This window comes from Brevundimonas sp. FG128 (assembly GCF_057809775.1).
The window spans coordinates 85,448-109,981 of the sequence record NZ_JBMDKP010000002.1; the positions used below are offsets into that span (position 1 = coordinate 85,448).

A 24,534-nucleotide genomic window follows, 5' to 3' on the forward strand; every position below is an offset into this window, starting at 1 on the left:
AGCGTCTTCCAACTTTGCCGGGCAAGGAATCTTGTGGCCGAAATCGACGCGCGTCCTGAAGACGAAATGACCCCGGAGCGGAAACAGCGGCTGGGCCGAATCCAGTTCCGGTCCTGGCGGCGGGGCTTCCGCGAGGCCGACATGGTGCTGGGTCCCTTTTCGGACCAGGTGGCGCCGACGCTGACGGACGCCGAGCTGGACCAGTTCGAGTTGCTGATCGACGAGGAAGACCAGTGGCTCTATGGCTGGATCATCGAACGTGATCCGACGCCGTCCGAGTTCGAGACCCCGGTGATGGCCAAGGTCCGCGCCTTCATGCGCGAGCATGTGGCGGCCGAGGTCGGCAAGGGCATCGGCTGATGGATCAACAGGTCACTGCACAGCACCGGACCGACGCCGATCTGGGCGGGGCGCCCGAGGGGCTGGACGCCTTGGTCGTCGCCGAGCGGATCAAGGCGAACGGCGGGGTCGGCGTCTTCGTGGCGCGCGATTATCAGCGGTCGGGCGGGTTTGTTCAGGCGTTCCGCTTTTTCTCACAAGATATAGAAATCCTTGAATATCCGGCCTGGGACTGCTTGCCCTATGACCGGCTGAGCCCGACAGCGGGCATCGCCGCCCAGCGGATGGCGACCCTGACGCGCTTGGCCCAGCGCAAGACGGGCGACGCGCCGGTTCTGGTGGTCACGACCGTCGGCGCAGCCATGCAGAGGACGCCGCCCAAGTCGGTGACGACCCAGGCGGGGTTCGAGACCAAGGTCGGGCGCGATCTCGATATCCAGGCGCTGGAGCGGTACTTCGCCGCCAACGGGTATGTCCGGGCCTCGACCGTGTCGGAGCGGGGCGAGTTCGCGGTGCGGGGCGGGGTGGTGGATGTCTATCCGCCGGGCTTCGAGGAGCCGGTGCGTCTGGACATGTTCGGTTCGGAATTGGAATCGATTCGCACCTTCGACCCCGAGACCCAGAGATCGACGGGCCAGATGACGGCGGTGTCGCTGGCCCCCGTCTCGGAGGCCTTGCTGGATGCGGAGGCGATCTCGCGTTTTCGCACCGGCTATCTGAAGCTGTTCGGGGCACCCGGCGACGATCCCCTGTATGCGACGATCAGCGAGGGCGCGCGGCGTCAGGGCATGGAGCAGTGGCTGCCGCTGTTCTACGAGACCCTGGATTCGCTGTTCGACTATCTGCCGGATCAGGCCCAGATCTTCCTGGACAATCAGGCCGAGAGCGCGCGGGCCGAGCGGTGGGACCTGATCGCCGACGCCTATGAGGGGCGGACGGAAGCGGCAAAGACGAAGGGGCATGCGGCGGCCAATCGCGCGCTGCCCCCCCGGTCGCTGTATCTGGACGCCGGCGACTGGAATCAGGCGCTGGCGGGACGCGCCGTGCGGCGGTTCACGCCGTTTTCCGGCGGTGGCGAGGACGCCGGCGGCCGGCTGGGCCGGACATTCGCGGCCGAGCGGGCGCAGGACAGCGTCAACCTGTTCGAAGCCGTCGCGGCCCATGCTGCGGCGCTGAAGGCTGACGGCAAACGGGTGCTGTTCGCCTCGTGGACCGAAGGCTCGTCTGAGCGTCTGGCGACCATGCTGGCCGACCACGGCCTGGATCATATCGTCGCCGTGCGCGACTGGGCCGATGTTCAGGCGGCGCCCAAGGACCTGTATCTGCGCGGCGTGCTGCCGGTCGAGCATGGGTTTGCGACGGACGAGGTCGCCGTCATTTCCGAGACCGATATTCTGGGTGATCGGCTGGCGCGGCCGCGCAAGAAGCGGCGGGCGTCGAACTTCCTGGCCGAGGCCTCGGCCCTGACGACCGGGGATCTGGTGGTTCACCTGGATCACGGCATCGGGCGGTATGAGGGGCTGAAGACGCTGGAGATCCAGCAGGCGCCGCATGATTGTCTGGAGCTGTTGTACGCCGGTGAGAGCAAACTCTATTTGCCGGTTGAAAACATTGATCTTCTGACTCGTTATGGGTCGGATTCAGAAGGCGCGCAGCTGGACCGGCTGGGCGGCGCCGGATGGCAGGCGCGCAAGTCCAAGGCCAAGGAGCGTCTGCGCGCCATGGCCGAGGGGCTGATCGCGCTCGCCGCCAAGCGCGCGCTGCGCGAGACCGACGCGGTGGTGCCGCCGCCGGGCCTGTTCGCTGAATTCTGCGCCCGCTTCCCCTACGAGGAGACGGACGATCAGCTGAACGCCATCGGCGACGTGCTGGAGGATCTGGGCAAGGGCACGCCGATGGATCGCCTGATCTGCGGCGACGTCGGCTTCGGCAAGACCGAGGTGGCGCTGCGGGCCGCCTTCGTGGTGGCCATGACGGGGCAGCAGGTGGCCATCGTGGCGCCGACGACCCTGCTGGCGCGCCAGCACTACAAGACCTTCACCGAGCGGTTCGCCGGCTGGCCTGTGAAGGTGCGCCAACTGTCGCGGATGGTGGGGGGCAAGGAGGCGGCGGAAACGCGCGCCGGCCTTAAGGACGGCTCGGTCGAGATCGTCGTCGGCACCCATGCGGTGCTGTCCGAACAGGTCGGTTTCCGCGACCTGGGCCTGGTCATCGTCGATGAGGAGCAGCACTTCGGCGTCAAGCATAAGGAGAAGCTGAAGTCGCTGCGCGCCGACGTTCACCTGCTGACCCTGACCGCCACGCCGATCCCGCGCACCCTGCAGATGGCGCTGTCGGGCATTCGCGAGATGTCGATCATCGCCACCCCGCCGGTCGATCGCCTGGCGGTGCGGACCTATGTCACGCCGTGGGACCCGGTGCTGGTGCGCGAGGCCCTGCTGCGCGAGAAATATCGCGGGGGCCAGGCCTATTATGTCGCGCCGCGCCTGAAGGACCTGCCGGCCATCGAGAAATTCCTGCGTGAGCAGGTGCCCGAGGTGAAGTTCGTCGTCGGCCACGGTCAGATGTCGGCGACCCAGCTCGAGGAGGTGATGAGCGCCTTCTACGACGGCGAATACGACGTGCTGGTCTCGACCACTATCGTCGAGAGCGGGCTGGATATTCCGACGGCCAACACCTTGGTGGTGCACCGCGCCGACATGTTCGGCCTGGCGCAGCTGTACCAGATCCGGGGACGGGTCGGGCGGTCCAAGGCGCGGGCTTTCGCCTATCTGACCACGGATGCAGTCAAGCCGATGACCCTGTCGGCCGAGCGGCGATTGCAGGTGCTGCAGTCGCTGGACAATCTGGGCGCCGGCTTCCAGCTGGCCAGCCACGATCTGGACCAGCGCGGCGGCGGCAATCTGCTGGGCGACGAACAGTCGGGCCATATCCGCGAGGTCGGCGTCGAACTGTACCAGCAGATGCTGGAGGATGCGGTGGCGGAACTGCGCGAGAAGGGCGAGGGACTGACTGTCGATCGCGGCTGGTCGCCGTCGATCAATGTCGGCGCTTCCGTTTTGATTCCAGAGGAATACGTCCCGGACCTGAATGTTCGTCTCAGCCTGTACCGCCGCCTGTCCGACGCAGAACAGGCCGAGGATCGTGAAGCCCTGGCCGCCGAACTGATCGACCGGTTCGGGCCCCTGCCGGACGAGGCGCAGCAACTGCTGAAGATCGTCGGCATCAAGTCGAACTGCCGCCGCGCCTGTATCGAGAAAATCGACATCGGGCCGCGGGGCGCCGTGCTGACGCTGCGCGACAATAGCTTCCCGAACCCGATGGGTCTGGTCGGGCTGATCCAGAAGAACCAGGCGTTCTGGAAGATTCGACCGGATCAGAAGATCGTCGTGACGGGCGACTGGCCGACGGCGGAAGAGCGGCTGAAGGTGGCGGAGCGGATCACCGCCGACCTGGCGCGGGTGGCGGGGGCGTAAGCCCTCAGCGCGTCTTTTCGAACAGGTCGGCGGAGGCGCGTTCCAAGAGGGCGGCCGCGCTTTCGTTCGGTTGCATCTCGGCGGCGCCGACGTCGAATTCGGCGACGAAGGGCGAGCGGTCGGGGCCGGCGTCGAAGGCGGTGCAGCCGATGACGGCGGCGATCCGTTCTGCGGCGAGACGCGCCGGATCGGCATGGGTCGCGGGCAGGGCCAGGGCGAAGACTTCCTTGGCCAGGCGGGCAGGGGTGTCCTCCACCCGCACCAGGCGCGAGACCATGGCGCCGATCTGGGGCATGGCGCGGTCCAGCCAGCCGCCCTGACGCGCCCAGGTGACCGATTCGGTTTCGCGGACACGCAGGACGCAGACAGACAGAGGACGTTTGCGGGCGCGAGACGCGTCTGCGACGCGGCCCAAATGGCTGGCGAACAGTTCGGGGGTGAACAGGCCGGTCGCGGGATCCATCAGTTCCAGGCTGCGGACCGAATCGAGCGTCTTGCGGATGCCCAGGTGGGTACGGTGGGCGCCGGCCAGGGCGAGAATACGCTCGGCCGTCTCGCCTTCCGGCGTATCGACCGAGGCCACGTCGGCGAAGCCGCGGTTGAACAGCTCCGAGAGGCTGATCTCGTTCTTGCCGCGCAGATAGAGCATCAGCGGGATGTGATAGAGGCGGGTGTTGCGCTTCATGCCCGCCGCGATGGACAGGGCCGGCGCATGATCCTCGGCGCCCCACAGCACGGCGGCGTCGAACGGGCTTTCGTGCAGATAGTCGAAGGCGGTGTAAGGGGTCGGGGCGGCGATCACCTCGACGCCGGCGGCGGTCAGGGCGTTGGACAGGGCCAGGAAGCGGCGATCCGCAACGCCGGCGGCCAACACGCGCAGCGGCCCGTCGTCATCGGATCGGGCGTCCAGGCCGACGCCGCGCGTGGCGAAGGTCGTTACGCGCAGGCGGAACTCTTCTTCCGCGATGGCGGCGCGTCCCAGTTGCTCCAGGCGCAGGGCGGCCTGGGCCGGGTGGGGCGGCGTGGACATGGTCAGGTCCGCGCCCTTCACCGAATCAGGGCGCGCGCCGATGACCATGATGGGCAGGCGGCGTGGCTCGGCGGCGGCGCGCAGGCGCAGGGCCGCATCCTCGCCCAGGGTGTCGATGTCGACGATGGCGGCTTCCAGCGGAAAGTCTTGAAGCGTCATTTCGGCCGAGACGAGGTCCCGCGCCGTGACGGTGCGCCAGCCCAGCGCGTCCAGCCCCGCAGCGAGCGGCCCGATCCGGCCGTCGTCAGCCGCCAGGATCAATACACGCGCGTCGAAAGCCAAGCCGGTCGTCTCCGTAAGTCGCCGCGCCCATAGCCGGTCGAAGGCGCGCGGACCATAGCGACGAGGGTGTTAAGGATGCAATGTCGGGTGGGCCGGAAGTGGGTAAAGATGACGCTCACGCGGATGAGACTTTCCCGGCCAACGAAATCCGCTAGGTTCCGCCGCTTCTGGCAACGGTTGTGGGGACCGGTTTGAGTGAACAGCTGACGCGATCGGTCCTGAAGGCGCCCGGATTCTGGGGCGGACTGGCCGTGCGAGCCTTCACCCGCAGTTGGGGGCGAGACGTGATGCTCTACACGGGCGGCGTGTCCTTCTTCGCCCTGCTGGCGGTATTTCCGGCCATCGCCATCCTGATCGGCTTCTACAAGATCGGTCTGTCGATCAGCGAGGTCAGCGCCCAGGCGGCCGCCCTGTCGGACCTGCTGCCCAGCGCGGCGCAGACCATCTTTCAGGACGAGATCGCGCGGCTGAGCAACGCCTCGGCCCGCACCGTGTCGGCCCAGAGCGCGTTCGCCCTGTTCGTAGGCGCTTACGCCGCGCACAGGGGTTTCAAGGCCTTGTTGGCGGGACTGAACCTGATTCATGACGAGACGGAGCCGCATGGCTTCTTCAAGTTCAACCTGCTGGCCTTCTTCGTCGCCATCTTCGCCTTTGCGCTGTTCACCGTGGTGTCCGGCGCGGTGGTGACCGTGCGAATCCTCGCCCATGCCTCGTCATCGGCTGCGGGCGCGCCGATGGGCGGCGGCCTGGCGCCGTTGGACGCGTTTCTGCCGGCGGTCGGTTTGGTGATCGGGCTGACGCTGCTCTACCGCTACGCCATGAGCCACAGGACGCCGGTGGCCTGGCTGCCGTCCATCGCTGGCGGCCTGGTGGCGACGCTGATGTCGGTAGTGTCGTCCTGGCTTTGCGCCATCTATGTCGAGCAGATCGCGCCGCTGGGGGCCACCTATGGGTCGGTCGGCGCCGTGGTCGTGTTGCTGATCTGGCTGTCGTGGAACGTGAACGCCATCTTCTACGGCGGAGCCTTTGCCACGGAGATGGAGATGGCGGCCAAGGCCCGCGCGGTGGTGCAGACGCCGCCGGCCGGAGTGGTCAATCTGTCGGAGCGCCGGGCCAGTCGCCGGTCTCGACCGTAAGGCGAAGCAGGCCGTCGGCCTCGTCCACCGCGATCATCCGGCCGTTGCTCTGTGACATCATAAAGGGCACGTCGATGCGCGCCATCGGATCGGTGGCCAGCAGGACGAAGCGGGAACCAGGCGCGGCGCCGGCCATCGCCTTCATCAGTCTCAGGCTGGGCATGGGGCAGCGGTGGCCCCGCGCGTCGACGACGACGGGGTCGCTCACGCCAGTCGATCCGCCAGCAGCTCCAGGGCGAAGCGGACGCTAGCCAGACGGACGTCGTCGCGGCCGATGTCGCCGAATCGCTCGACCCGGTGGATCAGGCCGGCGGGCCCCTGCGCCGCGAAATGCACCAGACCGACCGGCTTGTCCGCCGAGCCGCCGCCGGGACCGGCGATGCCGGTGACGGAGACGGAGACGGCCGCGCGAGACCGGGCGACGGCGCCAGCCGCCATGGCGCGGGCGGTCGCCTCCGACACCGCGCCGTGGGTGGCGAGGGTCGTGGCAGGCACGTTCAGCATCTGCATCTTGGCCTCGTTGCTGTAGGTGACGAAGCCCCGGTCCAGCGCGGCCGACGAGCCGGGGACGGCCGTCAGGGCCGCCGCCACCAGGCCGCCGGTGCAGCTTTCAGCCGTGGCCAGCATCAGGCCCCGTTCGGTCGCGGTTGCGACGATCTGTTGCGCCAGGCGCTGTATGTCTTGCGGAAACATGGCCTTTTCATAGGCCGCGAGTCCCGCTCTAACCAGAGCCATGACCGAGGCTGTCGATCCGCTGCGCCCCTCCGCCAAGACGTCGGATCGCACTGCGCCGATCCTGTTCGCCGTCGCCATCTTCACCTCGGCCTGTCTGGTCTTCGTCGTCCAGCCGATGGTGACCAAGCTGGTGCTGCCGACGCTGGGCGGATCGCCGTCGGTGTGGAACGCCTCGATGGTCTTCTTCCAGACCGCGCTTTTGGCGGGATACCTCTATGCTCACCTGTTGCAGCGCATCCCCGTGATGCGGATCCAGGTGATGGTGCATCTGGCCCTGCTGGTGCTGGCGGCGCTGTTTCTCCCGCTCAGGGTCAGCGGATTGCTGGGCGACCCCGATCCGTCGCAACCGGCCATGTGGCTGCTGGCGACCCTGGCCCTGTCGGTCGGGGCGCCGTTCGCGGTGCTGTCGGCGACCGCGCCGTTGTTGCAGGCCTGGTACGCGCGGGTGAGGGCGGGGCATGCGGACGGCCAGAACCCCTATGTCCTGTACGCCGCGTCGAACCTGGGCAGTTTCCTGGCGTTGCTGGCCTATACGGTTTTGATCGAGCCGCTCGCCAGTCTGTCGGATCAGCGATTGGGGTGGAGCCTCGGCTACGGCCTGTTCGTGCTGATGGTCGTGGGGCTGGGCGCGCAGGTCTGGCGACGACGCGAGGTCGGGATGGCGGATCCGGCGCCCCTGACGATCAGCCCGCCGATCGCCTGGCGCGAAAAGGGGATGCTGGTGCTGCTGGCCGCCGCGCCTTCCAGCCTGATGCTGGGGGTGACGGCGCATCTGACCACCGATGTGGCCTCGGCGCCCTTTCTGTGGGTCATTCCGCTGGCGCTGTATCTGCTGACCTTCGTGATCGCGTTTCAGGCGCGTCCGGCCATTCCGGCGGGTTTGGCCCTGGGCCTGCAGGCGGCGATGGGGGCGGCGTGCGCCGCCATGGTCGCGTTTCGGACGGGCGAGTGGCTGCTGGTCTTCACGGTCAATCTGGCGGCTTTCTTCTTCACCGCGCTGATGTGTCACCAGCGGCTGGCGGCGCGGCGGCCGGCGCCGGATCGGCTGACGGAATTCTATCTGCTGCTGTCGCTGGGCGGCGTGGTCGGCGGGGTGTTCAACGGCCTGATCGCGCCGGTCGTGTTCAATATGGTGTGGGAGTATCCGCTGGTGCTGGTGGCTGCGGCCCTGCTGCGGCCGTGGCGTCGGGGCGACATTCGGTCGTGGGAGATCGTCTGCTGCGTCGCCGGGGTGGCCATCGCCTTCCTGGGGCCGCTGTCGATGGAGGCCGTGCGCTATGCGCCGGACGTGCGCGCGGCGATCCCGGACGCCCAACTGGTGCGGATCGCGCAGGGCGTGCTGGGCGTGGCGGCGCTGTTCGCCTTTCTGGTGCGGGACCGCGCGGTGCTGTTTGCCGTGGTTCTAGCCGCCATCGCCTGGTCGGGATACCATCTGGCGCGCGGCTATGACTGGGCGCTGTCGGACCGCAGCTTCTTCGGCGTCATGCGGGTGGCCAAGATCGACGATCCGCTGATGGGCGGGCCGGTCCATGTGCTGATGCACGGCACGACCCTGCATGGGGCGCAGGCGCAGGGACGGTCGCACATCTGCCAGCCGACCCTCTATTATGCGACCTCGACGCCGCTGGGTCAGGCGATGCTGCAGATGCAGGCGCGGCGGCTGGACGGCGCGCGTGTCGGGGTGGTGGGCCAGGGGTCGGGGGCGATGGCGGCCTACAAGCGGGCGCAGGACCAACTGACCTTCTTCGAGATCGATCCGATGGTGGACCGGCTGTCGCGCGACCCGCGCTGGTTCAGCTTCATCAATGGTTGCGCCGACGGGCCGGTGCGGACGGTGATCGGGGACGCGCGGCTGACGATGGATCGCGAGCCGGCGGGTTCCTACGATCTGCTGGTCATCGACGCCTTCTCGTCGGACGCGGTGCCGACCCACCTGCTGACGGTCGAGGCGATCCGTGGCTATCTGCGGCTTCTGGCGCCGGACGGAGTCGTGATGCTGCACCTGTCGAACCGCAATCTGGAGATCACTCTGCCGGCCGAGGCGGCGGCCCAGACTCTGAAGGTCCCGCATCTGCATCAGGTCTATATCGAGCGGCCGGGGTTGGGGGCGATGGCCGAAGCCTCGACCGAGGCGCTGTTGATCGGCAAGAGCCAGGCGTCGCTGGAGGGGTTCGGCACGGACGGACGCTGGCGCGTACTGGCGCCGACGACGGTGCGGCCCTGGACCGACGACTATGTCAATCTGTTCGGCTCCCTGGTCCGTCAGATGGACCTCGCAAGCTAGGAAGCGGGCAGTTCGACGGTGGCCACGGCCTGGGCGGCGAGGCCTTCGCCACGGCCGGTGAAGCCCAGGCCCTCGGTCGTCGTCGCCTTGACGCTGACCGCGTCGAGCGGAAGGTCCAGCAGGGCGGCGATCCGGTCACGCATGGCCTGGCGGTGCGGCTTCACCTTGGGGCGTTCGCAGATCAGGGTGACGTCCACATTGACAATGCGGCCGCCGCGCTGGGCGACCAGTTCGGCGGCGTGGACCAGGAACTGATCCGACGAGGCACCCTTCCACTTCGGATCGGTCGGGGGGAAGTGGTCGCCGATATCGCCCGCCGCGATGGCGCCCAGAATGGCGTCGGTCAGGGCGTGAAGACCGGCGTCTGCATCGGAATGGCCGATCAGCGTCTGGTCGTGCGGCACCTCGATCCCGCACAGCCATACCGAACCGCCGGGACCCCAGCGATGAACGTCATAGCCGGACCCGATGCGGGTCTGGAAACGGGCCGCTTGGGGCAGCAGGGCCTCAGCCATGGCGAAGTCCTCCGGATAGGTCAGTTTCATCAGGCGGGCGTCGCCCTGAACCAGCGCGATACGGCCGCCGTTGCGCTGAACGACGACGGCTTCGTCCGTCGGGGCGTCGGGGCCGGTCCAGGCGGCGTCGGCGGCTTCGATTATGCGGCGGCGGAAGGCCTGAGGGGTTTGCGCTCGCCACAGGCCGTCGCGTTCCACTACATCCGTCATCACCTCGGCCTCGCCACGGCGCAGGCTGTCGGCGACGGGCAGGACGGGCAGGGCGCCGTCGGCAGTCTCCAGGGCGGACAGCAGGCGGTCGATGACGGCGCGGTCAAGCAAGGGGCGGGCGGCGTCGTGGATCATCACGGGCTGATCCGGCGCGCAGGTCAGGGCCGCGAGGCCGGCGCGAACCGAATCTGCTCGGGCGGCTCCGCCTGCGACGGCGCGCCAGCGAGGCAGGTCGGACAGTACGTCCGCCGCGCGATCCAGGGCATCGGGGGCGACCACGATGATCAGTTCATCGGCGCCGGCGTTCAGCAGCGCCTCAGCCGACCAGCGCAGGACAGGCTTGCCGCCCAGCGTCCGCCACTGTTTGTCGCCGCCTGCGCGCGAACCGGAGCCGGCCGCGACGATGATGCCCGAAAAAGTCATGCGGCCTTCTAGAATGCGCCGCGACGGGACGAAACCATCAAAGCGCCGCCGTCGTGCTTGACGAAGGGCCATTCGATGCGGCGAAAGACGGAAATGGCCAAGACCCTACAGATCGGCGACGTGACCGTGCCCGGCCAGGTGCTGATGGCGCCGATGACCGGGATCACGGACCTGCCTTTCCGCGTGCTGGCGTCAAGGCTGGGCGCCGCCTATGTCGCGACCGAGATGGTGGCTGCCAAGGAGCTTGCGCGCGCGCGGCCCGATGTCGTGCGGCGTGCGGCGGTGGGCGCAGGCCTGCCGCTGACGGTAATCCAGCTGGTTGGGCGTGATCCCGAACAGATGGGCGAGGGCGCGCGGATGGCCGAGAAGGCCGGCGCCGACATCGTCGATCTGAACTTCGGTTGCCCGGCCAAGGAGGTCACCGGCTCGGCCGCCGGTTCGGCCCTGATGCGGACGCCCGATCTGGCCTGCCGGATCATGGAGGCGGCGGTCCAAGCCACCAATCGGCCCGTGACGGTCAAGATGCGGCTGGGTTGGGACGACGACAGTCGCAACGCCGCCGAACTGGCCAAACGCGCCGAGGAAATCGGCGTCAAGGCGGTGACGGTGCATGGCCGCACGCGCAAGCAGTTCTATACCGGCCGGGCGGATTGGGATGCGGTCGGGGCGGTCAAGGCGGCGGTGGGCATCCCGGTCATCGTCAATGGCGACATCATTACGGCGGACGAGGCGCGCCAAGCGCTGGCCCAGTCTGGCGCGGACGGGCTGATGCTGGGACGCGGCGTCTATGGTCGCCCGTGGCTGGCAGCGCATCTGGAGCGGGCACTGATCGACGGCGTGGCCTTGGACGAGCCCGGGCCTGAGGAACGGCTGGCTATCGTGATCGAGCACTTGCGGGCGTCGGTCCAATTCTACGGCCTGCCGCTGGGCCTGAAGATGTTTCGCAAGCACCTCGGCTGGTACATCGAACAGGCGCCTTGGCCGGCCGATCCGCAACACCGTCGAGAGGCGAAGGCAAGAATTTGCCGGGTCGAGGAGCCGGAGGCCGTTGAGGCGGCCATGGCCGCGCTTTGGCGGAGGGATTTGCCGCAGATCGGTAACTCAGTTGTTGAATATCCGCCACAGGTGTTGGAGACTGCTGTGGCATGACGGATACGCCTTCAGCGACGACCACTCCACCCGACCGCGTGTCGGACGATGGGTCGTTCTGGGGGCGGATGGACGCCGAGCGGGCGCGCACAGGCTTCGGACTGGCCTATTTCCTTGCGGTCGTGATCACGGCGGCGGCGATCTGGCTGGTCGTCGTTGCCCCCGGAGCGACCACGGGCGATGCGCGAGGGTCGAGCAGCCAACTGGCGTTGATCGTTCTGATCGGCAATCTGCTGCTGATCTGCGGTCTGGCGTTCATCGTGGGTCGTCGCGTTCTGGCGCTGGCGAGAAGCACCGAGGAAGCCGGTTCCCGGCTGCATCTTCGATTCGTCGCGTTGTTCTCCATGGTGGCGCTGATCCCTTCGGTGCTGATCGCCCTGGTGTTCGGCGTGTTGGTCAACCGGGGCGTGGACCAGTGGTTCAGCCAGAACGTCCAAGCGTCAGTCGAGAATGGCGCAGTTGTCGGCCGCGCCTACGTCCAGGATGTCGCATCGGGCATGGATGCAGACCTGCTGACGATTTCCGAGCAGTTGGACAGCGCGCGTGGGCTGTTCGACAACCGCATCCAGTTCAACGCCGCGCTGGCCCAGGTGGGAGACATTTTCGGTTACCCCGCTATCTATATTCTGAACGGCGAAGGCGAGGTCTTGGCGCGTGCCGAGCAGCCCGATGCGCCGCCCTATCTCGCCCCGCCGCGCACCTATCTGGAGGACGCCGCACAGGGCGGGAAACCGCCGACGGATGTGACACAACACCCCGACACGGTGCGATCCGTCATCGCCCTGCCGGCCTATGGCGACGCCTATCTGTATCTGGTGCGTCCGCTGCAAGACGGCTTGGTGGCGCGCATGAACGCGTCGGTTCAGTCGATCCAGGCCTATCGTGAAGCACAGGAAAGTCGTGCGCGGATCCAGTCGGCTTTCGTTCTCAGCTATTTGGAAACGGCGCTGCTGGTGCTGGTGGGCGCGGTATGGCTGGGAATGTCGGCCGCCAGCAGCATTTCGGCGCCGATCGGGCGGCTGGCGAAAGCGGCGGGCCAGGTGGCGGGCGGCGACTTCAGCGCACGCGTGGACAGCGACGGCGCCCCTGCAGAGATCGCAACCCTGTCGGACGCCTTCAACAGCATGACGGCCGACCTGCAGGCGCAGCAGACTGCGCTTAAGGCGGCAAGCGACGAGGCCCAGGACCGAAGCCGGTTCATCGAGACGGTGCTGTCCGGCGTCAGCGCAGGGGTCATCGGCCTGGACAAGCGCGGGCGCGTGTCCGCCATCAACGACAGCGCGCTGCAACTGCTGCACATCGAAGATGCCGAAGTGCTGGGTCACGAACTGGCGGCCCTGTCGCCGGAACTGAGCGATCTGGTCCGTCGCGCCGAGGCCCATATCGAAGAAGACATCGACGTCAGCCGCGACGGCGAGACGCGTCGGCTGCGGGTGCGCATTGAGGGCGGGCTGGGCGGCGAGATGGTCCTGACCTTCGACGACATCACCCGGCTGGTGACGGCGCAGAGAAACGCCGCCTGGCGCGACGTGGCGCGGCGCATCGCCCACGAGATCAAGAACCCCCTGACGCCGATCCAGCTGTCGGCTGAGCGGCTGAAGCGCAAATATCGCTCCAGGATCGGCGAGGATGTCGAGATCTTCGACCGCTGCACCGACACCATCATTCGCCAGGTCGGGGACATCGGGCGGATGGTGGACGAGTTCTCGTCCTTCGCGCGAATGCCGGCGCCGCGTTTCGCGCCGGAAAATCCCGCCGAAATGCTGCGCGAGGCCGTGTTCGCCCAGCGAGTGGCGGCCCCAGACATCGTCGTGGACATCACCGAGCCCCTGCCCAAGGCGACCCTGCAGGCCGACGGCCGGATGGTGGGGCAGGCGCTGATCAACATTCTGAAGAACGCGGGCGAATCCGTCGCTGCGCGCCGTCTCGCGGCCGGCGAGGCGGCGGCCTCGGAAGCTGCGGGCGTGATCGCTACGCTGACGGTCGACGATGGCCACGCGACCTTCATGGTCGAGGACGACGGCGTGGGCCTGCCCGCGCGGGACCGCGACCGTCTGACCGAACCCTATGTCACCACGCGCGAGAAGGGCACGGGCCTGGGCCTGGCCATCGTCAAACGCATCTGCGAGGACCACGGCGGCGAGCTGAAACTGGCCGACGCCGAGACGCTTCGCGGTGCGCGCGTGTGCATGATCTTCCCCCTGAAACCCCACGGCAAAAGCGGCGACGGTGCGGAGCGCAGGCTCCAGACCCTGGCCGCCGAATAGCGAGGCAAGATGCGACCAACCGGTTCCGACATTCTCGTCGTCGATGACGAGGCCGACATCCGCGACCTGGTTTCCGGCCTTCTGGAAGACGAGGGGCACGCCGTACGCGTCGCCGCAAACTCCGACGAGGCCCTGGCCGCGATCCGGGCCAGGAAGCCTTCGCTGGCGATCCTGGACATCTGGATGCAGGGCGGCGGTCTGGATGGGCTGGAACTGCTGGAAGTGGTCAAGGAGCTGGACCCTGACCTGCCGGTGGTGATGATCTCGGGCCACGGCAATATCGAGACGGCGGTGACGGCGCTGAAGCGCGGCGCCTACGACTTCATCGAAAAGCCGTTCAAGTCGGACCGGCTGGTGGTGGTCGTCGAGCGAGCGATCGAGGCGGCGACGCTGAGGCGCGAGAACCGCCGGCTGCGCGTCCAGACCATGACGCCGTCGGGCCTGATCGGCCGGTCGCAGGCGGCGCAGGCGCTGCGCAGCACGATCGCCAAGGTGGCCCAGGCCAACAGCCGCGTCCTGATTGCCGGTCCCGCCGGGTCGGGCAAGGAACTGGTCGCGCGCCAGATCCACGAGGGCAGTCCACGCGCGCGCGCCGAGTTCGTCGCCATTTCGGCGGCAGGGATGACGCCGGAACGGCTGGATGTCGAACTGTTCGGCGAAGAGGGGCAGGACGGCCGGCCACGCAAGATCGGCGTGTTCGAGCGCGCTCACAATGGCACGCTTTATCTGGACGAAATCAGCGACATGCCGCGAGAGAGCCAGAGCCGCATCCTGCGTGTCCTGGTCGACCAGAGGTTCCGGCGCGTCGGCGGCGAGCAGGATGTGCAGGTCGATGTCCGTGTCGTGACCTCTACCTCTCGCGATCTGAAGGTCGAGATTACGGAGGGGCGTTTCCGCGAGGACCTGTTCCATCGCCTGAACGTGGTGCCGATCCGCGTGCCGGCCCTGTCGGAGCGGCGTGAGGATATCGCCGAACTGGTGGACTATTTCGTCGAGACGATCAGTTCGTCGCAGGGGTTGCCCAAGCGGATCGTCGGCGACGACGCGGTCGCGGTGCTGCAGGTCCATCCGTGGCCGGGCAATATCCGCCAGCTGCGCAACAATATCGAGCGGCTGCTGATCCTGGCGACCGGTGATCCGAACGAGCCGATCACCGCCGACATGCTGCCTCAGGAAGTCGCCACCTCGAACGGCGGTTCGGCGTCGCTGGGCGCCGAACGCACCATCGCCCTGCCGCTGCGCGAGGCGCGCGAGGTGTTCGAGCGGGAGTATCTGGCCGCACAGATCATGCGGTTCGGCGGCAACATCTCACGCACCGCCGCCTTCATCGGCATGGAGCGGTCGGCGCTGCACAGGAAGCTGAAGTCGTTGGGCGTATCGCCGGCGCGCGGCGGCGAAGAGGAAGAGCCGGCCTGATGTCTCGCGTCGCCTATGTGAACGGCGCCTACAGCCCCCACGGCGAGGCCGTGGTCCATATCGAGGACCGGGGCTTCCAGTTCGCCGACGGCGTCTATGAGGTCTGGTCGGTGTTCGACGGCAGGCTGGCCGATTTCGAAGGCCATATGACCCGCCTGCACCGCAGCCTGAACGCGCTGAAGATCGAGATCCCCATGAGCGCGGTGGCGTTGGGCGTGGTTCTGCGCGAGACGATCCGGCGCAATCGGGTGCGCGACGGCCTGGTCTATCTGCAAGTCACGCGGGGGACGGCGTCACGCGATCACGCCTTTCCGGCGGACATCGCCCCCAGCGTCATCGTCACCGCCAAGCGTCTGGACCTGGCCAAGGGCGACGCGATGGCGATCAAGGGCGCGGCCGGGGTGACCCGACCCGACATCCGTTGGGGGCGTTGCGATATCAAGGCGGTGGGGCTGCTCCCGAACGTGCTGGCGAAACAGGCGGCGCGCGAACGCGGGGCCTATGAGTGCCTGATGTACGACGAGATGGGTCTGATCACCGAGGGGGCCTCCACCAACGCCTGGATCGTGGACGAGGAGGGCAGGCTGCGGACGCGCGATACGCAGGCCAACATCCTGCGCGGCGTAACTCGCGCGGCGATCCTGACGCTGGCCGAGGCCGAAGGCTTCGAATTGGACGAGCGACCTTTCTCGGTCGATGAAGCCAAGCGTGCGCGCGAGGTGTTCGTCACCGCCGCCAGCGCCTTCGTCATGCCGCTGGTTTCGCTGGACGGGGTGAAGATCGGCGACGGCAAGCCGGGCCCCATCGCGACCCGTTTGCGTGAGCTCTATCTTCAACAGGCGCGCCGAGACGCCATTTAGGCCGTTGCCCGAGCGGGGAGGCGGCGGTTATTGTCGACGCCGGTCGCATCGGCCACGCCGCTTCCACGGCGATAAACAACCAAGAACAGGAAAAACCTGCCATGTCGCAAGACAAACGTCAGAACCTTCAGGACACCTTCCTCAACTCGGTCCGCAAGACCAAGACGCCGCTGACCATCTTCCTGGTCAATGGGGTCAAGCTGCAGGGCATCGTGACCTGGTTCGACAACTTCTGTGTGCTGCTGCGCCGCGATGGCCAGTCCCAGCTGGTGTACAAGCACGCCATCTCCACCATCATGCCGTCCGCGCCCGTGCAACTGTACGAGCCCGACGCCGAAGAAGATTGACGCATGGCGTCAACCCTCGGGCTTGTCCCGAGGGCCGGGTGTCGCGCGGAAAGACTGTCGAGCGCCTATATAGGGCGTAGAAACAACGACCACCGCACCGACGGCGGAACCTCCGACCCTCGGGTCAAGCCCGAGGGTGACAGCGGAGGTGGTCCCAAAAGTAGAGACCATTTGAGCAAGCTTATCGACCACGCCGTCCCGCTGATCCGGGCGGTCGTCATCCATCCCGACCGACGCTCCGACAGCCCTCGGCTGGCGAGCGAGCGCCTTGAAGAAGCGGCGGGCCTAGCACGCGCGCTGGACCTTGACGTGCGCGCCGAGGAGATCGTGCGGCTGCGCGGGACTACGCCCGCGACCCTGTTCGGCTCTGGCAAGGTCGAGGAACTGGCCGCCCTGGTCCGCGCCGCCGATGCCGAGGCGGTCATCATCGACGACGCCTTGACGCCGGTTCAGCAGCGCAATCTGGAAAAGGCGTGGGAGGTGAAGGTCATCGACCGCACCGGCCTGATCCTGGAAATCTTCGGGCGTCGCGCGCGGACCAAGGAAGGCCGGTTACAGGTCGAGCTGGCGCGGCTGGACTACGAGCGCTCGCGCCTGGTGCGAACCTGGACCCACCTTGAGCGGCAACGCGGCGGCACCGGCTCGACCGGCGGTCCCGGCGAAACCCAGATCGAGCTGGACCGCCGCCTGATCGCCGACCGGATCGTCAAGCTGAAGGCCGAGCTGGAGGATGTGCGCCGCACCCGCGGTCTGCACCGAAAGCAGCGCCAGAAGGCGCCGTTCCCGACCATCGCCCTGGTCGGCTACACCAACGCCGGAAAGTCGACCCTGTTCAACCGTCTGACGGGGTCGGAGGTCTTCGCCAAGGATCTGTTGTTCGCCACCCTGGATACGACCCAACGCACCATCCGCCTGCCGCAAGGGCGGCCGGCCATCGTCGCCGACACGGTCGGTTTTATTTCCGACCTGCCGCACGAACTGGTCGAGAGCTTCCGCGCCACCCTGGAGGAGGTGGGCGAAGCCGACCTGATCCTGCACGTCCGCGACATCGCTTCGGCCGACAGCGACGCCCAGGCCAGGGATGTCGAGACGGTGCTGAAACAGATCGAGACGCCCGAGGGCAAGACCCGGCGGGTGCTGGAGGTCTGGAACAAGATCGACCTGCTGGACGACGAAGCGCGCGAGGCCGTTCTGGGCCAGGCCGAACGTCTGGCCAAGGACGGCGAGGCAGTCGCGGTCTCTGCCTGGACGGGCGAGGGGATCGAACCTCTGCGCCAGATCATCGCCAGCCTGATCGACGACGATCCAGAGACGCGGCTGCGGCTGGAACCAGAACACGGCGAGGCCCTGGCCTGGCTGTACGAACATGGCCGGATCACCTTGCGTGAGACGGACGAGCTTGGCCGCACTCACGTCACGGTGCGCCTGCACCCTGCGGCGCTAGGGCGATTCGAACGCCTGTATCCCGACCTGACCGACTGAGTTCCCATGCATCTGATCGAAACCGTCCTGCTTCTGCTTCTGGCCGTCGTGGTGTCGGGTTCGGTCGCGCGGATCACGCGCATCGCCCTGCCCCTGGTGCAGATCGGGCTGGGCGCCGTCATCGTTCTGGTGACCGGCACGACGGTGGATCTCGAGCCGGACATCTTCTTCCTGCTGTTCCTGCCGCCGCTGCTGTTCCTCGACGGCTGGCGCATCCCCAAGGAGGCGCTGTTTCGCGACCGGGCGGTGATCCTGGAGCTGGCCTTGGGACTGGTGCTGTTCACCGTCGTGGGCCTGGGCTTCCTGATCTGGTGGATGATTCCGGAGATGCCGCTGGCGGTGGCCTTCGCCCTGGCGGCCATCCTGTCGCCGACCGATCCCATCGCGGTTCAGGCCATCGCCGCGCGGGCGCCGATCCCCAAGCGGCTGATGCACATTCTGGAAGGCGAATCGCTGCTGAATGATGCGACAGGCCTGACCTGCATGCGGATCGCCGTGGTCGCAGCCACGACCGGCGCCTTTTCGATCGGCAGCGCAGTAGGAACCTTCGCCTGGCTGGCGCTAGTCGGCGTGGCGGTCGGCGTTCTGATGACCATGGCCATCAGCTTGGCCAAGACCTTCGTCAGTCGCCGCTGGGGTGAAGACGTCGGGGCGCAGATCCTGATCAGCCTGCTGATTCCGTTCGCCGCCTACCTGGTCGCGGAAGAGGTCCATGCGTCAGGCATCCTGGCGGCGGTCGCGGCCGGCGTGACCATGAGCTTCACCGAGCGGGGCGGCGGCGTGGGCGGCCAGTCGATGGCGATAACCCGCATTCGGCGCGGCGTGGTGTGGGACACGGTCCAGTTCGTGGCCAACGGCATCATCTTCGTCATCTTGGGCGAGCAGATGCCGTCGATCCTGGCGCGGGCGGCCGAGGTGGTGCGGGGCACCAGCCGGCCGGAAGTCTGGTGGCTGGCGGTCTATGTGTTCGCCATCGTCGGCGCCCTGGCGGCGCTGCGTTTCGTGTGGGTGTGGACGTCGCTGAAACTGACCCTGTTTCGGCGTCGCCATCGCGGCCCGCCGGCCAAGGTGGGTCTGCGCCTGACCCTGGTGATGTCGCTGGCGGGGGTGCGCGGGGCGATCACCCTGGCCGGCATCCTGACCCTGCCGTTCGTCTTGGGAGATGGATCGCCGATGCCGTCACGCAACCTGGCGATCTTCCTGGCGGCCGGGGTGATCATCGTCTCGCTGCTGGTCGCCACCTTCGCCCTGCCGCGATTGATGAAGGGCGTGGAGCTGCCGCCGGAACCGTCGCAGGAGCGTGAGGAGGACCGCGGACGGGTCGCCGCCTCCGCCGCCGCCTTGCGCGCCATCGAAGACGCCTCACACGCCATGGCCGAGGGCAAGACCAATCCTGACCTCTATTCCGACATCGCCAGCCGGATCATGGAGGTCTATCGCCGCCGTATCGAGACCCACACCCGCACCGACGAGGACGACGCCGTCCTGGCGCGCAAGATCGATGATGTGGAGCGCCGGCTTTGGCTGGCGGCCCTTGCAGCCGAGCGGGAAGAGCTGGGTCGGCTGGCGCGCGCCCGGCAACTGGACGAGGTCGCCGCCCGCAAGATGATCCGCGAAGTGGATCTGCAGGAGCTGCGGTATCTCTGAAGCCCGCGAGTGACGGCGGCTATCGGTCCATGAAGGCCGCGACGGCGGCATAGCTGGCGGCGATGTGGTGGGCGCCGCGCGCGACCAAGCGTTCGGCATGGCCGTCGCGGATGTGGCCTCCAGCGGTCAGGCCGACGACGGTCATGCCGGCCGCGACCCCGGCGGTGACGCCCGCCTCGCTGTCTTCGATCACCAGAACGCGGGCCGGATCGACGCCCATTCTGTCGGCGGCGTGCAGGAAGATGTCGGGATGGGGCTTGCCGCGCTCGACCACCAGGCCGGTGAAGACGGCACCGTCGAAATGATCGGTCAGGCCGAACAGCTCCAGGCCGACGCCGATCCAGTCGGGACCGCTGGACGAGGCGATGCAGCGCGCCTCGGACCGGGCGGCGACGAAGTCGAGCATCCCCGGCACGGGCTTCAGATGGGTCGGTGCGCGCTGGCGGCAGGTCGCGAACCAGATGGTGTGGAAGTCTTCGGGACAGGCGCGGCCCAAGGCCGCCTCAACCGCCGGTCGGTTATCGCGCCAGCGCTTGCCCGTATAGGCGGCCAGCACGTCGTCCAGGCTGGTGGGCAGGCCGATGGCGGTCAGTTGTTCGGCCATGACGGTGCTGTTCAGCACCTCGCTGTCGGCCACGACGCCGTCGTAGTCGAAGATGATCAGGTCGTAGGTCATGGGCGGCTCAGTTCGCGGGAGCGGCCTTCTCGGCGACCTTTGCGGCGTCCCAGAGGCGGTCCATTTCCTCCAGCGTCGATTGATCGGGGGTTCGACCGTCCTTGGCCAGTTCGGTCTCGATGAAGCCGAAGCGGCGCACGAACTTGGCGTTGGTGGCGCGGAGCGCATCTTCGGGCTCGACGTCCAGCTTGCGGGCCAGGTTGGCGACGACGAACAGCAGGTCGCCCAGCTCCTCGCGCGCCTTGGCCATGTCGCCGGCCGCGATCTCGACGCGCAGTTCCGCGACCTCTTCGGCTAACTTGTCGAATACCTCGTCGGTCGAGGGCCAGTCGAAGCCGACGCGACCGGCGCGCTTCGTCAGCTTGGCGGCGCGGGTTAGGGCGGGCAGGCCGACCGGGACATCGTCGAGCACGCCGGGTTTCTTGCGGTCCTTGCGTTCGGCGGCCTTGATGGCCTCCCAGGCGACGGTCTGTTCTTTTGAAGACCGTTGGGCTTCGTCGCCGAAGACGTGGGGGTGGCGGCGTTCCAGCTTGTCGGCGATGGCGGTGACAACGTCGTCGAAGGCGAACAGGCCCTGTTCCTCGGCCATGCGGGCGTGGAAGACGACCTGGAACAGCAGGTCGCCCAGTTCGCCCTTCAGCTCGTTCAGATCGTTGCGCTCGATGGCGTCGGCGACCTCATAGGCCTCTTCGATCGTATAGGGAGCGATGGTGGCGAAGGTCTGCTCCACGTCCCAGGGGCAGCCGCCGTCAGGGTCGCGCAACCGCTCCATGACGCCGAGCAGGCGGTCGATGGGTTTCAAGTGCGGGCTCCGTCGCGGGCTTCGAGTGCGAGGCGGATCTCGTCGTGGCGTTTCGGCGTCAGGGGATAGCCCTTCAGCACCCAGGCGGCCGCCGCCAGCAGCAGGCCGGGGACCAGGATGAACAGAATCTGGAGCGTCAACAGGGAGAAGTCGCTGTTTCCGCCCGCTTCCGGGATTGCCTTGAAGCCCACCCATTGCAGGATGAGGTAAGGGATCAGGGCCACGACATGGCCGATCTTGGTCGTCGCCGACAGGATGGAGAACATCAGGCCGGTGCGGTCCACGCCGGTCTCCAGACGCACCTCGTCGCCAGCGTCGGCCATCATGGCCCGCAGCAGGAACAGGCCGGCGGCATAGGGCAGGCCGGCGATGAACATGGCGCCTGCCGTCAGGGCGAAGTTGCCGCCGGGGACCAGGGTGGCGGCGATATAGAGGGCCGCGAAGATCAGGCTGGCGACCGCCAAGGCCTTGTCCTTGCCGATCCGCGTGGCCAGCCAGGCCCAGATCGGCGCGCCGCACAGGCCGGCGACGAAATAGAACAGCATGAACAGGCCGGCCTGGCTGTGGTCGTAGCCCTTGATCTGGCCAAAGAAGAAGAACAACAGCGAGCCGGTGATGCCGGGCGCGACGCCCAGCAGCAGGTCTGCGATCAGCAGTTTGCGCACCGTCGGCATCTTCAACAGGGCCAGATAGGCGCTCAGCCCCCCGTGGGGTTGATCGCCCGCATTGACCGGCTCGGGTACGGCGACCATGGCCAGGCCGATGGTCAGGGGCAGGGCGATCAGAATGGCCCAGCCCATGATCCGCACGCCGTCGGCATAGGTCCCGATGCCGGTCTGGACCACCACGGTCGGCAGGACCAGAATCAGGATCACGCCGATAATGTTGAACACCTGCCACCAGCCATAGACGCGGCTGCGCTGGTCATACTGGGGGGCGAGGACGGCGGCCCAGCCCAACTGGCCCAGGGTGCCGATCGAGAAGCCGAGGTAGAGGACCAGCAGCCAGCCGAACAGATAGGCGGGCCCGGCGCCCGGCTGGACCACCACGAACATCATGAAGGCCGACAGCATCAGGATCGGCGTCGAGAGCGCCATCCAGGGGCGATAGCGGCCGAACCGGGTATTGGTCTTGTCCATGCCCCAGCCGATGAAGGGGTCGAAGACGATGTCGATCAGGCGCACGGCCATGAAGACGGCGGCCACGACGCCCAGTTCCAGACCCACATGGGTGGCGTAAAACTCGGGCAGTGTGACGGGCAGGGCAACGCCGAAGGCCGCCAGCGGCAGGCAGGGACCGGAAAAGGCGGCGAGCACCGCATTGGAACGGCGGGGCGCGGTCGGCGCGGCGGTGGACATGCGTCGGTCCGAAAGGCGCGGCGCGAGTCGGCCGCGCGCCACCATGCCAGCGATCGGCGAAGCATGCACTTGTGAGATCGACCGGCTTGGGGCTTCCTGTGCGCCATGTGGCGAAGCCCTCTTGCGTTCCTGTCCCTTTGCTTTGCGTTGGTCTTCGCCGGCGGCGCGCGTGCGGCCGGCCCCTGCCACACCAATGCCGACGGTTGGCAGGCGCAGGGACTGGCGAATGCAGCCTCGGCCTATGGGATGGAATGGGCGCCGTTCGGGGCTGCGGAGTGGGGGTGGCAGGCCTATCTGCCGCTGGTCCAGCACGAGCTGAATACGCCCTGCGGCCCCGGCACGCCGATCTTCGCGTCGCAACTGGCGGGGTTCCAGCAGACTCACGGCCTGGCGCCAACCGGCCTGTTCGACCCCGCGACGTTTCAGGTGTTCAGAGGGCTATGGCAGGAGCGGCGGCCGTTCGTGATGGCGCGGGTCGGCGGCGCCTGTCCCGAGCCGCCGCCGATCAACCAGCTGGGTTATCTGGTCGCGTCCGAGGAACATGCGGACCGTCTGACGCGCCTGTTGCGGCGCGACGTGCTGGACGCCTATCGCCGGCTGGTGGCCGCCGCTCGCGCCGAGGTTCCCGAGGTGGCGGGCAATCCCGAGCTGTTGCAGATTTTCTCGGGCTTCCGCGACCCAGAAGCGGACGCCGCCCGTTGCGCCCAGCAGGGCAATTGCGACGGGTTGCGCCGCGCCGTCTGTTCACCGCACAGGACAGGGACGGCGGTCGATCTGTATGTCGGCCAGGCGCCGGGGCAGGGCGTCGATTCCACCTCGCCGGCCAGCCGCGAACATATGGCGCGGTCGGCGACCTATCGTTGGCTGGTGGCGAACGGTGGACGGTTCGGGTTTACGCCCTACGTCTATGAGCCTTGGCATTGGGAGTATGTAAGGCCGTGGGATCCTTCGTTCGCGCCCTGACCGAGGGTGAGGCGGCCCTGGGGCGCGAGGCGTTCGGGGCGGCCTTGCGCCTGGAGACCGTACGTCTGATCGGCTGGCCGTTCCGGCGCGCCTTCGTCGCCGGCCGCTGGTTCGGGCGCGACTGGATCGTCTGGCCGCACAGGGCGATGGTCGGTGACTTCGCCTCGGCCTCGCTGCATCTGCAGGGCGTGCTGGTGCATGAGCTGACCCATATCTGGCAGGCGCAGCAGGGGGTGAACCTCTTGTTCGCCAAGTTGAAGGCGGGAGACGATGCGGCCGCCTACGCCTATTCCGCCGATCCGGACTGCCGTTGGGATGGGCTGAACATCGAGCAGCAGGCGATGGTGATGGAACATCGTTTCCATAGAATGCGCGGAGGCAGGGCGCCGGGCAGCGCGGCCTTCTATGAGGCGGTCTGTCCTTTCGTGCGTTGAAACCTTGCCGGGGGGTTGCATGGGCCGAAGGGACACGCCAAGTTAGCAACGGTCGTTGTTGCGAATTACGGCCGGTCATTCCAACGGAGCCTCTCCAATGCCCAAGATCCTCGTCCTCTATCACTCGACCTATGGCCACCTCGAAACCATGGCCGAAGCCGTCGCCGAGGGCGCGCGCGAGGTCGAAGGCGCGGTGGTGGACATCAAGCGCGTGCCGGAAACCGTGCCGGAAGAGCTAGCCAAAGCCTCGCACTACAAGCTGGATCAGAAGGCGCCGATCGCCAAGATCGACGACCTGAAGGACTATGACGCCATCATCATCGGCGCCGGCACCCGCTTCGGCTCGGCTGCGTCGCAGATGCGCGCCTTCCTGGATCAGGCCGGCGGCCTGTGGTTCAGCGGCGCCCTGATCGGCAAGATCGGCGGCGCCTTCACCGCCACCGCGACCCAGCACGGCGGTCAGGAAACGACTTTCCAGGGGCTGCACAACTTCTTCATGCACCACGGCATGCCGGTCGTGGGCCTGCCTTACTCGTATCAGGCGATGATGACGCTGGACTCGGTCGAGGGCGGTTCGCCCTATGGTGCGACGACGATCACTGGCGGCGACGGTTCGCGTCAGCCCAGCGAGATCGAACTGGGCGGCGCCAGGTTCCAGGGCAAGCATATCGCCGAACTGGCTAAGAAGCTGCACGGCTGATCC

At 67.5% G+C, this 24,534-nt stretch carries 21 protein-coding genes; 14 read left to right on the forward strand and 7 right to left on the reverse strand.

Translation table 11 applies throughout. The features are described 5' to 3' along the window. Positions 1-66 precede the first annotated feature (66 nt). Positions 67-360 (forward strand): FAD assembly factor SdhE, encoded by a 294-nt coding sequence (locus ACODSC_RS04815; protein ID WP_488812306.1) that lies wholly within the window; start codon positions 67-69, stop codon positions 358-360. Further along, on the forward strand, positions 360-3,815 hold the full coding sequence (mfd, locus tag ACODSC_RS04820) for a transcription-repair coupling factor (RefSeq protein ID WP_488812308.1): 3,456 nt from the start codon (positions 360-362) through the stop codon (positions 3,813-3,815). The genes ACODSC_RS04815 and mfd overlap by 1 nt, the downstream gene beginning before the upstream one ends. A gap of 4 nt (positions 3,816-3,819) precedes the next feature. On the opposite strand, the gene ACODSC_RS04825 is transcribed toward mfd, so the two are convergent. Beyond that, positions 3,820-5,127, reverse strand: coding sequence for a diguanylate cyclase domain-containing protein (locus tag ACODSC_RS04825; protein WP_488812310.1), 1,308 nt, complete (start codon positions 5,125-5,127; stop codon positions 3,820-3,822). Positions 5,128-5,318: 191 nt separating this feature from the next. Between ACODSC_RS04825 and ACODSC_RS04830 the strand changes: the two genes are divergently transcribed. Beyond that, complete coding sequence (locus tag ACODSC_RS04830) at positions 5,319-6,263, forward strand: YihY/virulence factor BrkB family protein (RefSeq protein ID WP_488812312.1); 945 nt, start codon at positions 5,319-5,321, stop codon at positions 6,261-6,263. Here the strand turns inward: ACODSC_RS04830 and ACODSC_RS04835 are convergent. Both ACODSC_RS04835 and ACODSC_RS04840 read right to left on the reverse strand, forming a co-directional pair. Beyond that, the gene (locus ACODSC_RS04835; protein WP_488812314.1) at positions 6,220-6,471 is read right to left on the reverse strand and encodes a sulfurtransferase TusA family protein; all 252 of its coding nucleotides are present in this window, start codon (positions 6,469-6,471) and stop codon (positions 6,220-6,222) included. The genes ACODSC_RS04830 and ACODSC_RS04835 overlap by 44 nt on opposite strands. Beyond that, a complete protein-coding gene (locus ACODSC_RS04840) occupies positions 6,468-6,956 on the reverse strand; it encodes a CinA family protein (protein WP_488812316.1) in 489 nt (162 codons plus the stop codon). Before ACODSC_RS04840 ends, ACODSC_RS04835 begins: the two co-directional genes overlap by 4 nt. 40 nt (positions 6,957-6,996) lie before the next feature. On the opposite strand from ACODSC_RS04840, the gene ACODSC_RS04845 reads away from it, so the two are divergent. Further along, positions 6,997-9,282 carry a spermidine synthase gene (locus tag ACODSC_RS04845; RefSeq protein ID WP_488812318.1) on the forward strand — a complete coding sequence of 762 codons (2,286 nt, stop codon included), beginning with the start codon at positions 6,997-6,999 and terminating at the stop codon, positions 9,280-9,282. Here the strand turns inward: ACODSC_RS04845 and ACODSC_RS04850 are convergent. Beyond that, positions 9,279-10,430 carry a bifunctional 2-C-methyl-D-erythritol 4-phosphate cytidylyltransferase/2-C-methyl-D-erythritol 2,4-cyclodiphosphate synthase gene (locus tag ACODSC_RS04850; RefSeq protein ID WP_488812320.1) on the reverse strand — a complete coding sequence of 384 codons (1,152 nt, stop codon included), beginning with the start codon at positions 10,428-10,430 and terminating at the stop codon, positions 9,279-9,281. The two genes, ACODSC_RS04845 and ACODSC_RS04850, sit on opposite strands and share 4 nt — an antisense overlap. 93 nt (positions 10,431-10,523) lie before the next feature. On the opposite strand from ACODSC_RS04850, the gene dusB reads away from it, so the two are divergent. From dusB to ACODSC_RS04885, 7 genes are all read left to right on the forward strand, one after another. After that, entirely contained in the window at positions 10,524-11,579 is a 1,056-nt protein-coding gene (dusB, locus tag ACODSC_RS04855) for a tRNA dihydrouridine synthase DusB (protein ID WP_488812322.1), read from the forward strand. After that, positions 11,576-13,846 (forward strand): sensor histidine kinase NtrY-like, encoded by a 2,271-nt coding sequence (locus ACODSC_RS04860; protein ID WP_488812324.1) that lies wholly within the window; start codon positions 11,576-11,578, stop codon positions 13,844-13,846. Before dusB ends, ACODSC_RS04860 begins: the two co-directional genes overlap by 4 nt. A 9-nt stretch (positions 13,847-13,855) precedes the next feature. After that, positions 13,856-15,262 carry a nitrogen assimilation response regulator NtrX gene (ntrX, locus tag ACODSC_RS04865; protein WP_488812326.1) on the forward strand — a complete coding sequence of 469 codons (1,407 nt, stop codon included), beginning with the start codon at positions 13,856-13,858 and terminating at the stop codon, positions 15,260-15,262. Beyond that, complete coding sequence (locus ACODSC_RS04870) at positions 15,262-16,122, forward strand: D-amino-acid transaminase (protein ID WP_488812328.1); 861 nt, start codon at positions 15,262-15,264, stop codon at positions 16,120-16,122. Before ntrX ends, ACODSC_RS04870 begins: the two co-directional genes overlap by 1 nt. A 101-nt stretch (positions 16,123-16,223) precedes the next feature. Continuing rightward, on the forward strand, positions 16,224-16,469 hold the full coding sequence (gene hfq, locus ACODSC_RS04875) for an RNA chaperone Hfq (RefSeq protein ID WP_003164861.1): 246 nt from the start codon (positions 16,224-16,226) through the stop codon (positions 16,467-16,469). Positions 16,470-16,640: 171 nt separating this feature from the next. Beyond that, positions 16,641-17,951, forward strand: coding sequence for a GTPase HflX (gene hflX / locus ACODSC_RS04880; protein ID WP_488812330.1), 1,311 nt, complete (start codon positions 16,641-16,643; stop codon positions 17,949-17,951). Positions 17,952-17,957: 6 nt separating this feature from the next. Beyond that, positions 17,958-19,598: a Na+/H+ antiporter gene (locus tag ACODSC_RS04885; protein WP_488812332.1), complete on the forward strand. Its 1,641-nt coding sequence runs from the start codon at positions 17,958-17,960 to the stop codon at positions 19,596-19,598. A 19-nt stretch (positions 19,599-19,617) separates the two neighbouring features. Here the strand turns inward: ACODSC_RS04885 and ACODSC_RS04890 are convergent, their stop codons facing one another. The 3 genes from ACODSC_RS04890 to ACODSC_RS04900 are packed head-to-tail and all read right to left on the reverse strand — an operon-like array spanning position 19,618 to position 22,434. Then, positions 19,618-20,274: an HAD family hydrolase gene (locus tag ACODSC_RS04890; RefSeq protein ID WP_488812334.1), complete on the reverse strand. Its 657-nt coding sequence runs from the start codon at positions 20,272-20,274 to the stop codon at positions 19,618-19,620. A gap of 7 nt (positions 20,275-20,281) precedes the next feature. Then, entirely contained in the window at positions 20,282-21,076 is a 795-nt protein-coding gene (gene mazG, locus ACODSC_RS04895) for a nucleoside triphosphate pyrophosphohydrolase (RefSeq protein WP_488812336.1), read from the reverse strand. Continuing rightward, positions 21,073-22,434, reverse strand: coding sequence for an MFS transporter (locus tag ACODSC_RS04900; protein WP_488812338.1), 1,362 nt, complete (start codon positions 22,432-22,434; stop codon positions 21,073-21,075). Before ACODSC_RS04900 ends, mazG begins: the two co-directional genes overlap by 4 nt. A gap of 147 nt (positions 22,435-22,581) precedes the next feature. On the opposite strand from ACODSC_RS04900, the gene ACODSC_RS04905 reads away from it, so the two are divergent. The 3 genes from ACODSC_RS04905 to wrbA all read left to right on the forward strand — a co-directional run bounded on the left by ACODSC_RS04905 (position 22,582) and on the right by wrbA (position 24,531). After that, positions 22,582-23,397: a D-alanyl-D-alanine carboxypeptidase family protein gene (locus ACODSC_RS04905; protein ID WP_488812340.1), complete on the forward strand. Its 816-nt coding sequence runs from the start codon at positions 22,582-22,584 to the stop codon at positions 23,395-23,397. Further along, positions 23,373-23,831 carry a hypothetical protein gene (locus ACODSC_RS04910; protein ID WP_488812342.1) on the forward strand — a complete coding sequence of 153 codons (459 nt, stop codon included), beginning with the start codon at positions 23,373-23,375 and terminating at the stop codon, positions 23,829-23,831. The genes ACODSC_RS04905 and ACODSC_RS04910 overlap by 25 nt, the downstream gene beginning before the upstream one ends. Positions 23,832-23,928: 97 nt before the next feature. Continuing rightward, positions 23,929-24,531 (forward strand): NAD(P)H:quinone oxidoreductase, encoded by a 603-nt coding sequence (gene wrbA, locus ACODSC_RS04915; RefSeq protein ID WP_372691907.1) that lies wholly within the window; start codon positions 23,929-23,931, stop codon positions 24,529-24,531. The last annotated feature ends 3 nt before the right edge of the window (positions 24,532-24,534 follow it).

Excerpts from the sequence above, each read along its gene's own strand:
- ACODSC_RS04840 (WP_488812316.1), bottom strand. The coding sequence starts at position 6,956 with ATGTTTCCGCAAGACATACAGCGCCTGGCGCAACAGATCGTCGCAACC.
- mfd (WP_488812308.1), top strand. The coding sequence starts at position 360 with ATGGATCAACAGGTCACTGCACAGCACCGGACCGACGCCGATCTGGGC.
- ACODSC_RS04870 (WP_488812328.1), top strand. The coding sequence starts at position 15,262 with ATGTCTCGCGTCGCCTATGTGAACGGCGCCTACAGCCCCCACGGCGAG.
- ACODSC_RS04860 (WP_488812324.1), top strand. The coding sequence starts at position 11,576 with ATGACGGATACGCCTTCAGCGACGACCACTCCACCCGACCGCGTGTCG.
- wrbA (WP_372691907.1), top strand. The coding sequence starts at position 23,929 with ATGCCCAAGATCCTCGTCCTCTATCACTCGACCTATGGCCACCTCGAA.
- hfq (WP_003164861.1), top strand. The coding sequence starts at position 16,224 with ATGTCGCAAGACAAACGTCAGAACCTTCAGGACACCTTCCTCAACTCG.
- ACODSC_RS04900 (WP_488812338.1), bottom strand. The coding sequence starts at position 22,434 with ATGTCCACCGCCGCGCCGACCGCGCCCCGCCGTTCCAATGCGGTGCTC.
- ACODSC_RS04845 (WP_488812318.1), top strand. The coding sequence starts at position 6,997 with ATGACCGAGGCTGTCGATCCGCTGCGCCCCTCCGCCAAGACGTCGGAT.
- ACODSC_RS04850 (WP_488812320.1), bottom strand. The coding sequence starts at position 10,430 with ATGACTTTTTCGGGCATCATCGTCGCGGCCGGCTCCGGTTCGCGCGCA.
- ACODSC_RS04890 (WP_488812334.1), bottom strand. The coding sequence starts at position 20,274 with ATGACCTACGACCTGATCATCTTCGACTACGACGGCGTCGTGGCCGAC.
- ntrX (WP_488812326.1), top strand. The coding sequence starts at position 13,856 with ATGCGACCAACCGGTTCCGACATTCTCGTCGTCGATGACGAGGCCGAC.
- dusB (WP_488812322.1), top strand. The coding sequence starts at position 10,524 with ATGGCCAAGACCCTACAGATCGGCGACGTGACCGTGCCCGGCCAGGTG.
- ACODSC_RS04885 (WP_488812332.1), top strand. The coding sequence starts at position 17,958 with ATGCATCTGATCGAAACCGTCCTGCTTCTGCTTCTGGCCGTCGTGGTG.
- ACODSC_RS04815 (WP_488812306.1), top strand. The coding sequence starts at position 67 with ATGACCCCGGAGCGGAAACAGCGGCTGGGCCGAATCCAGTTCCGGTCC.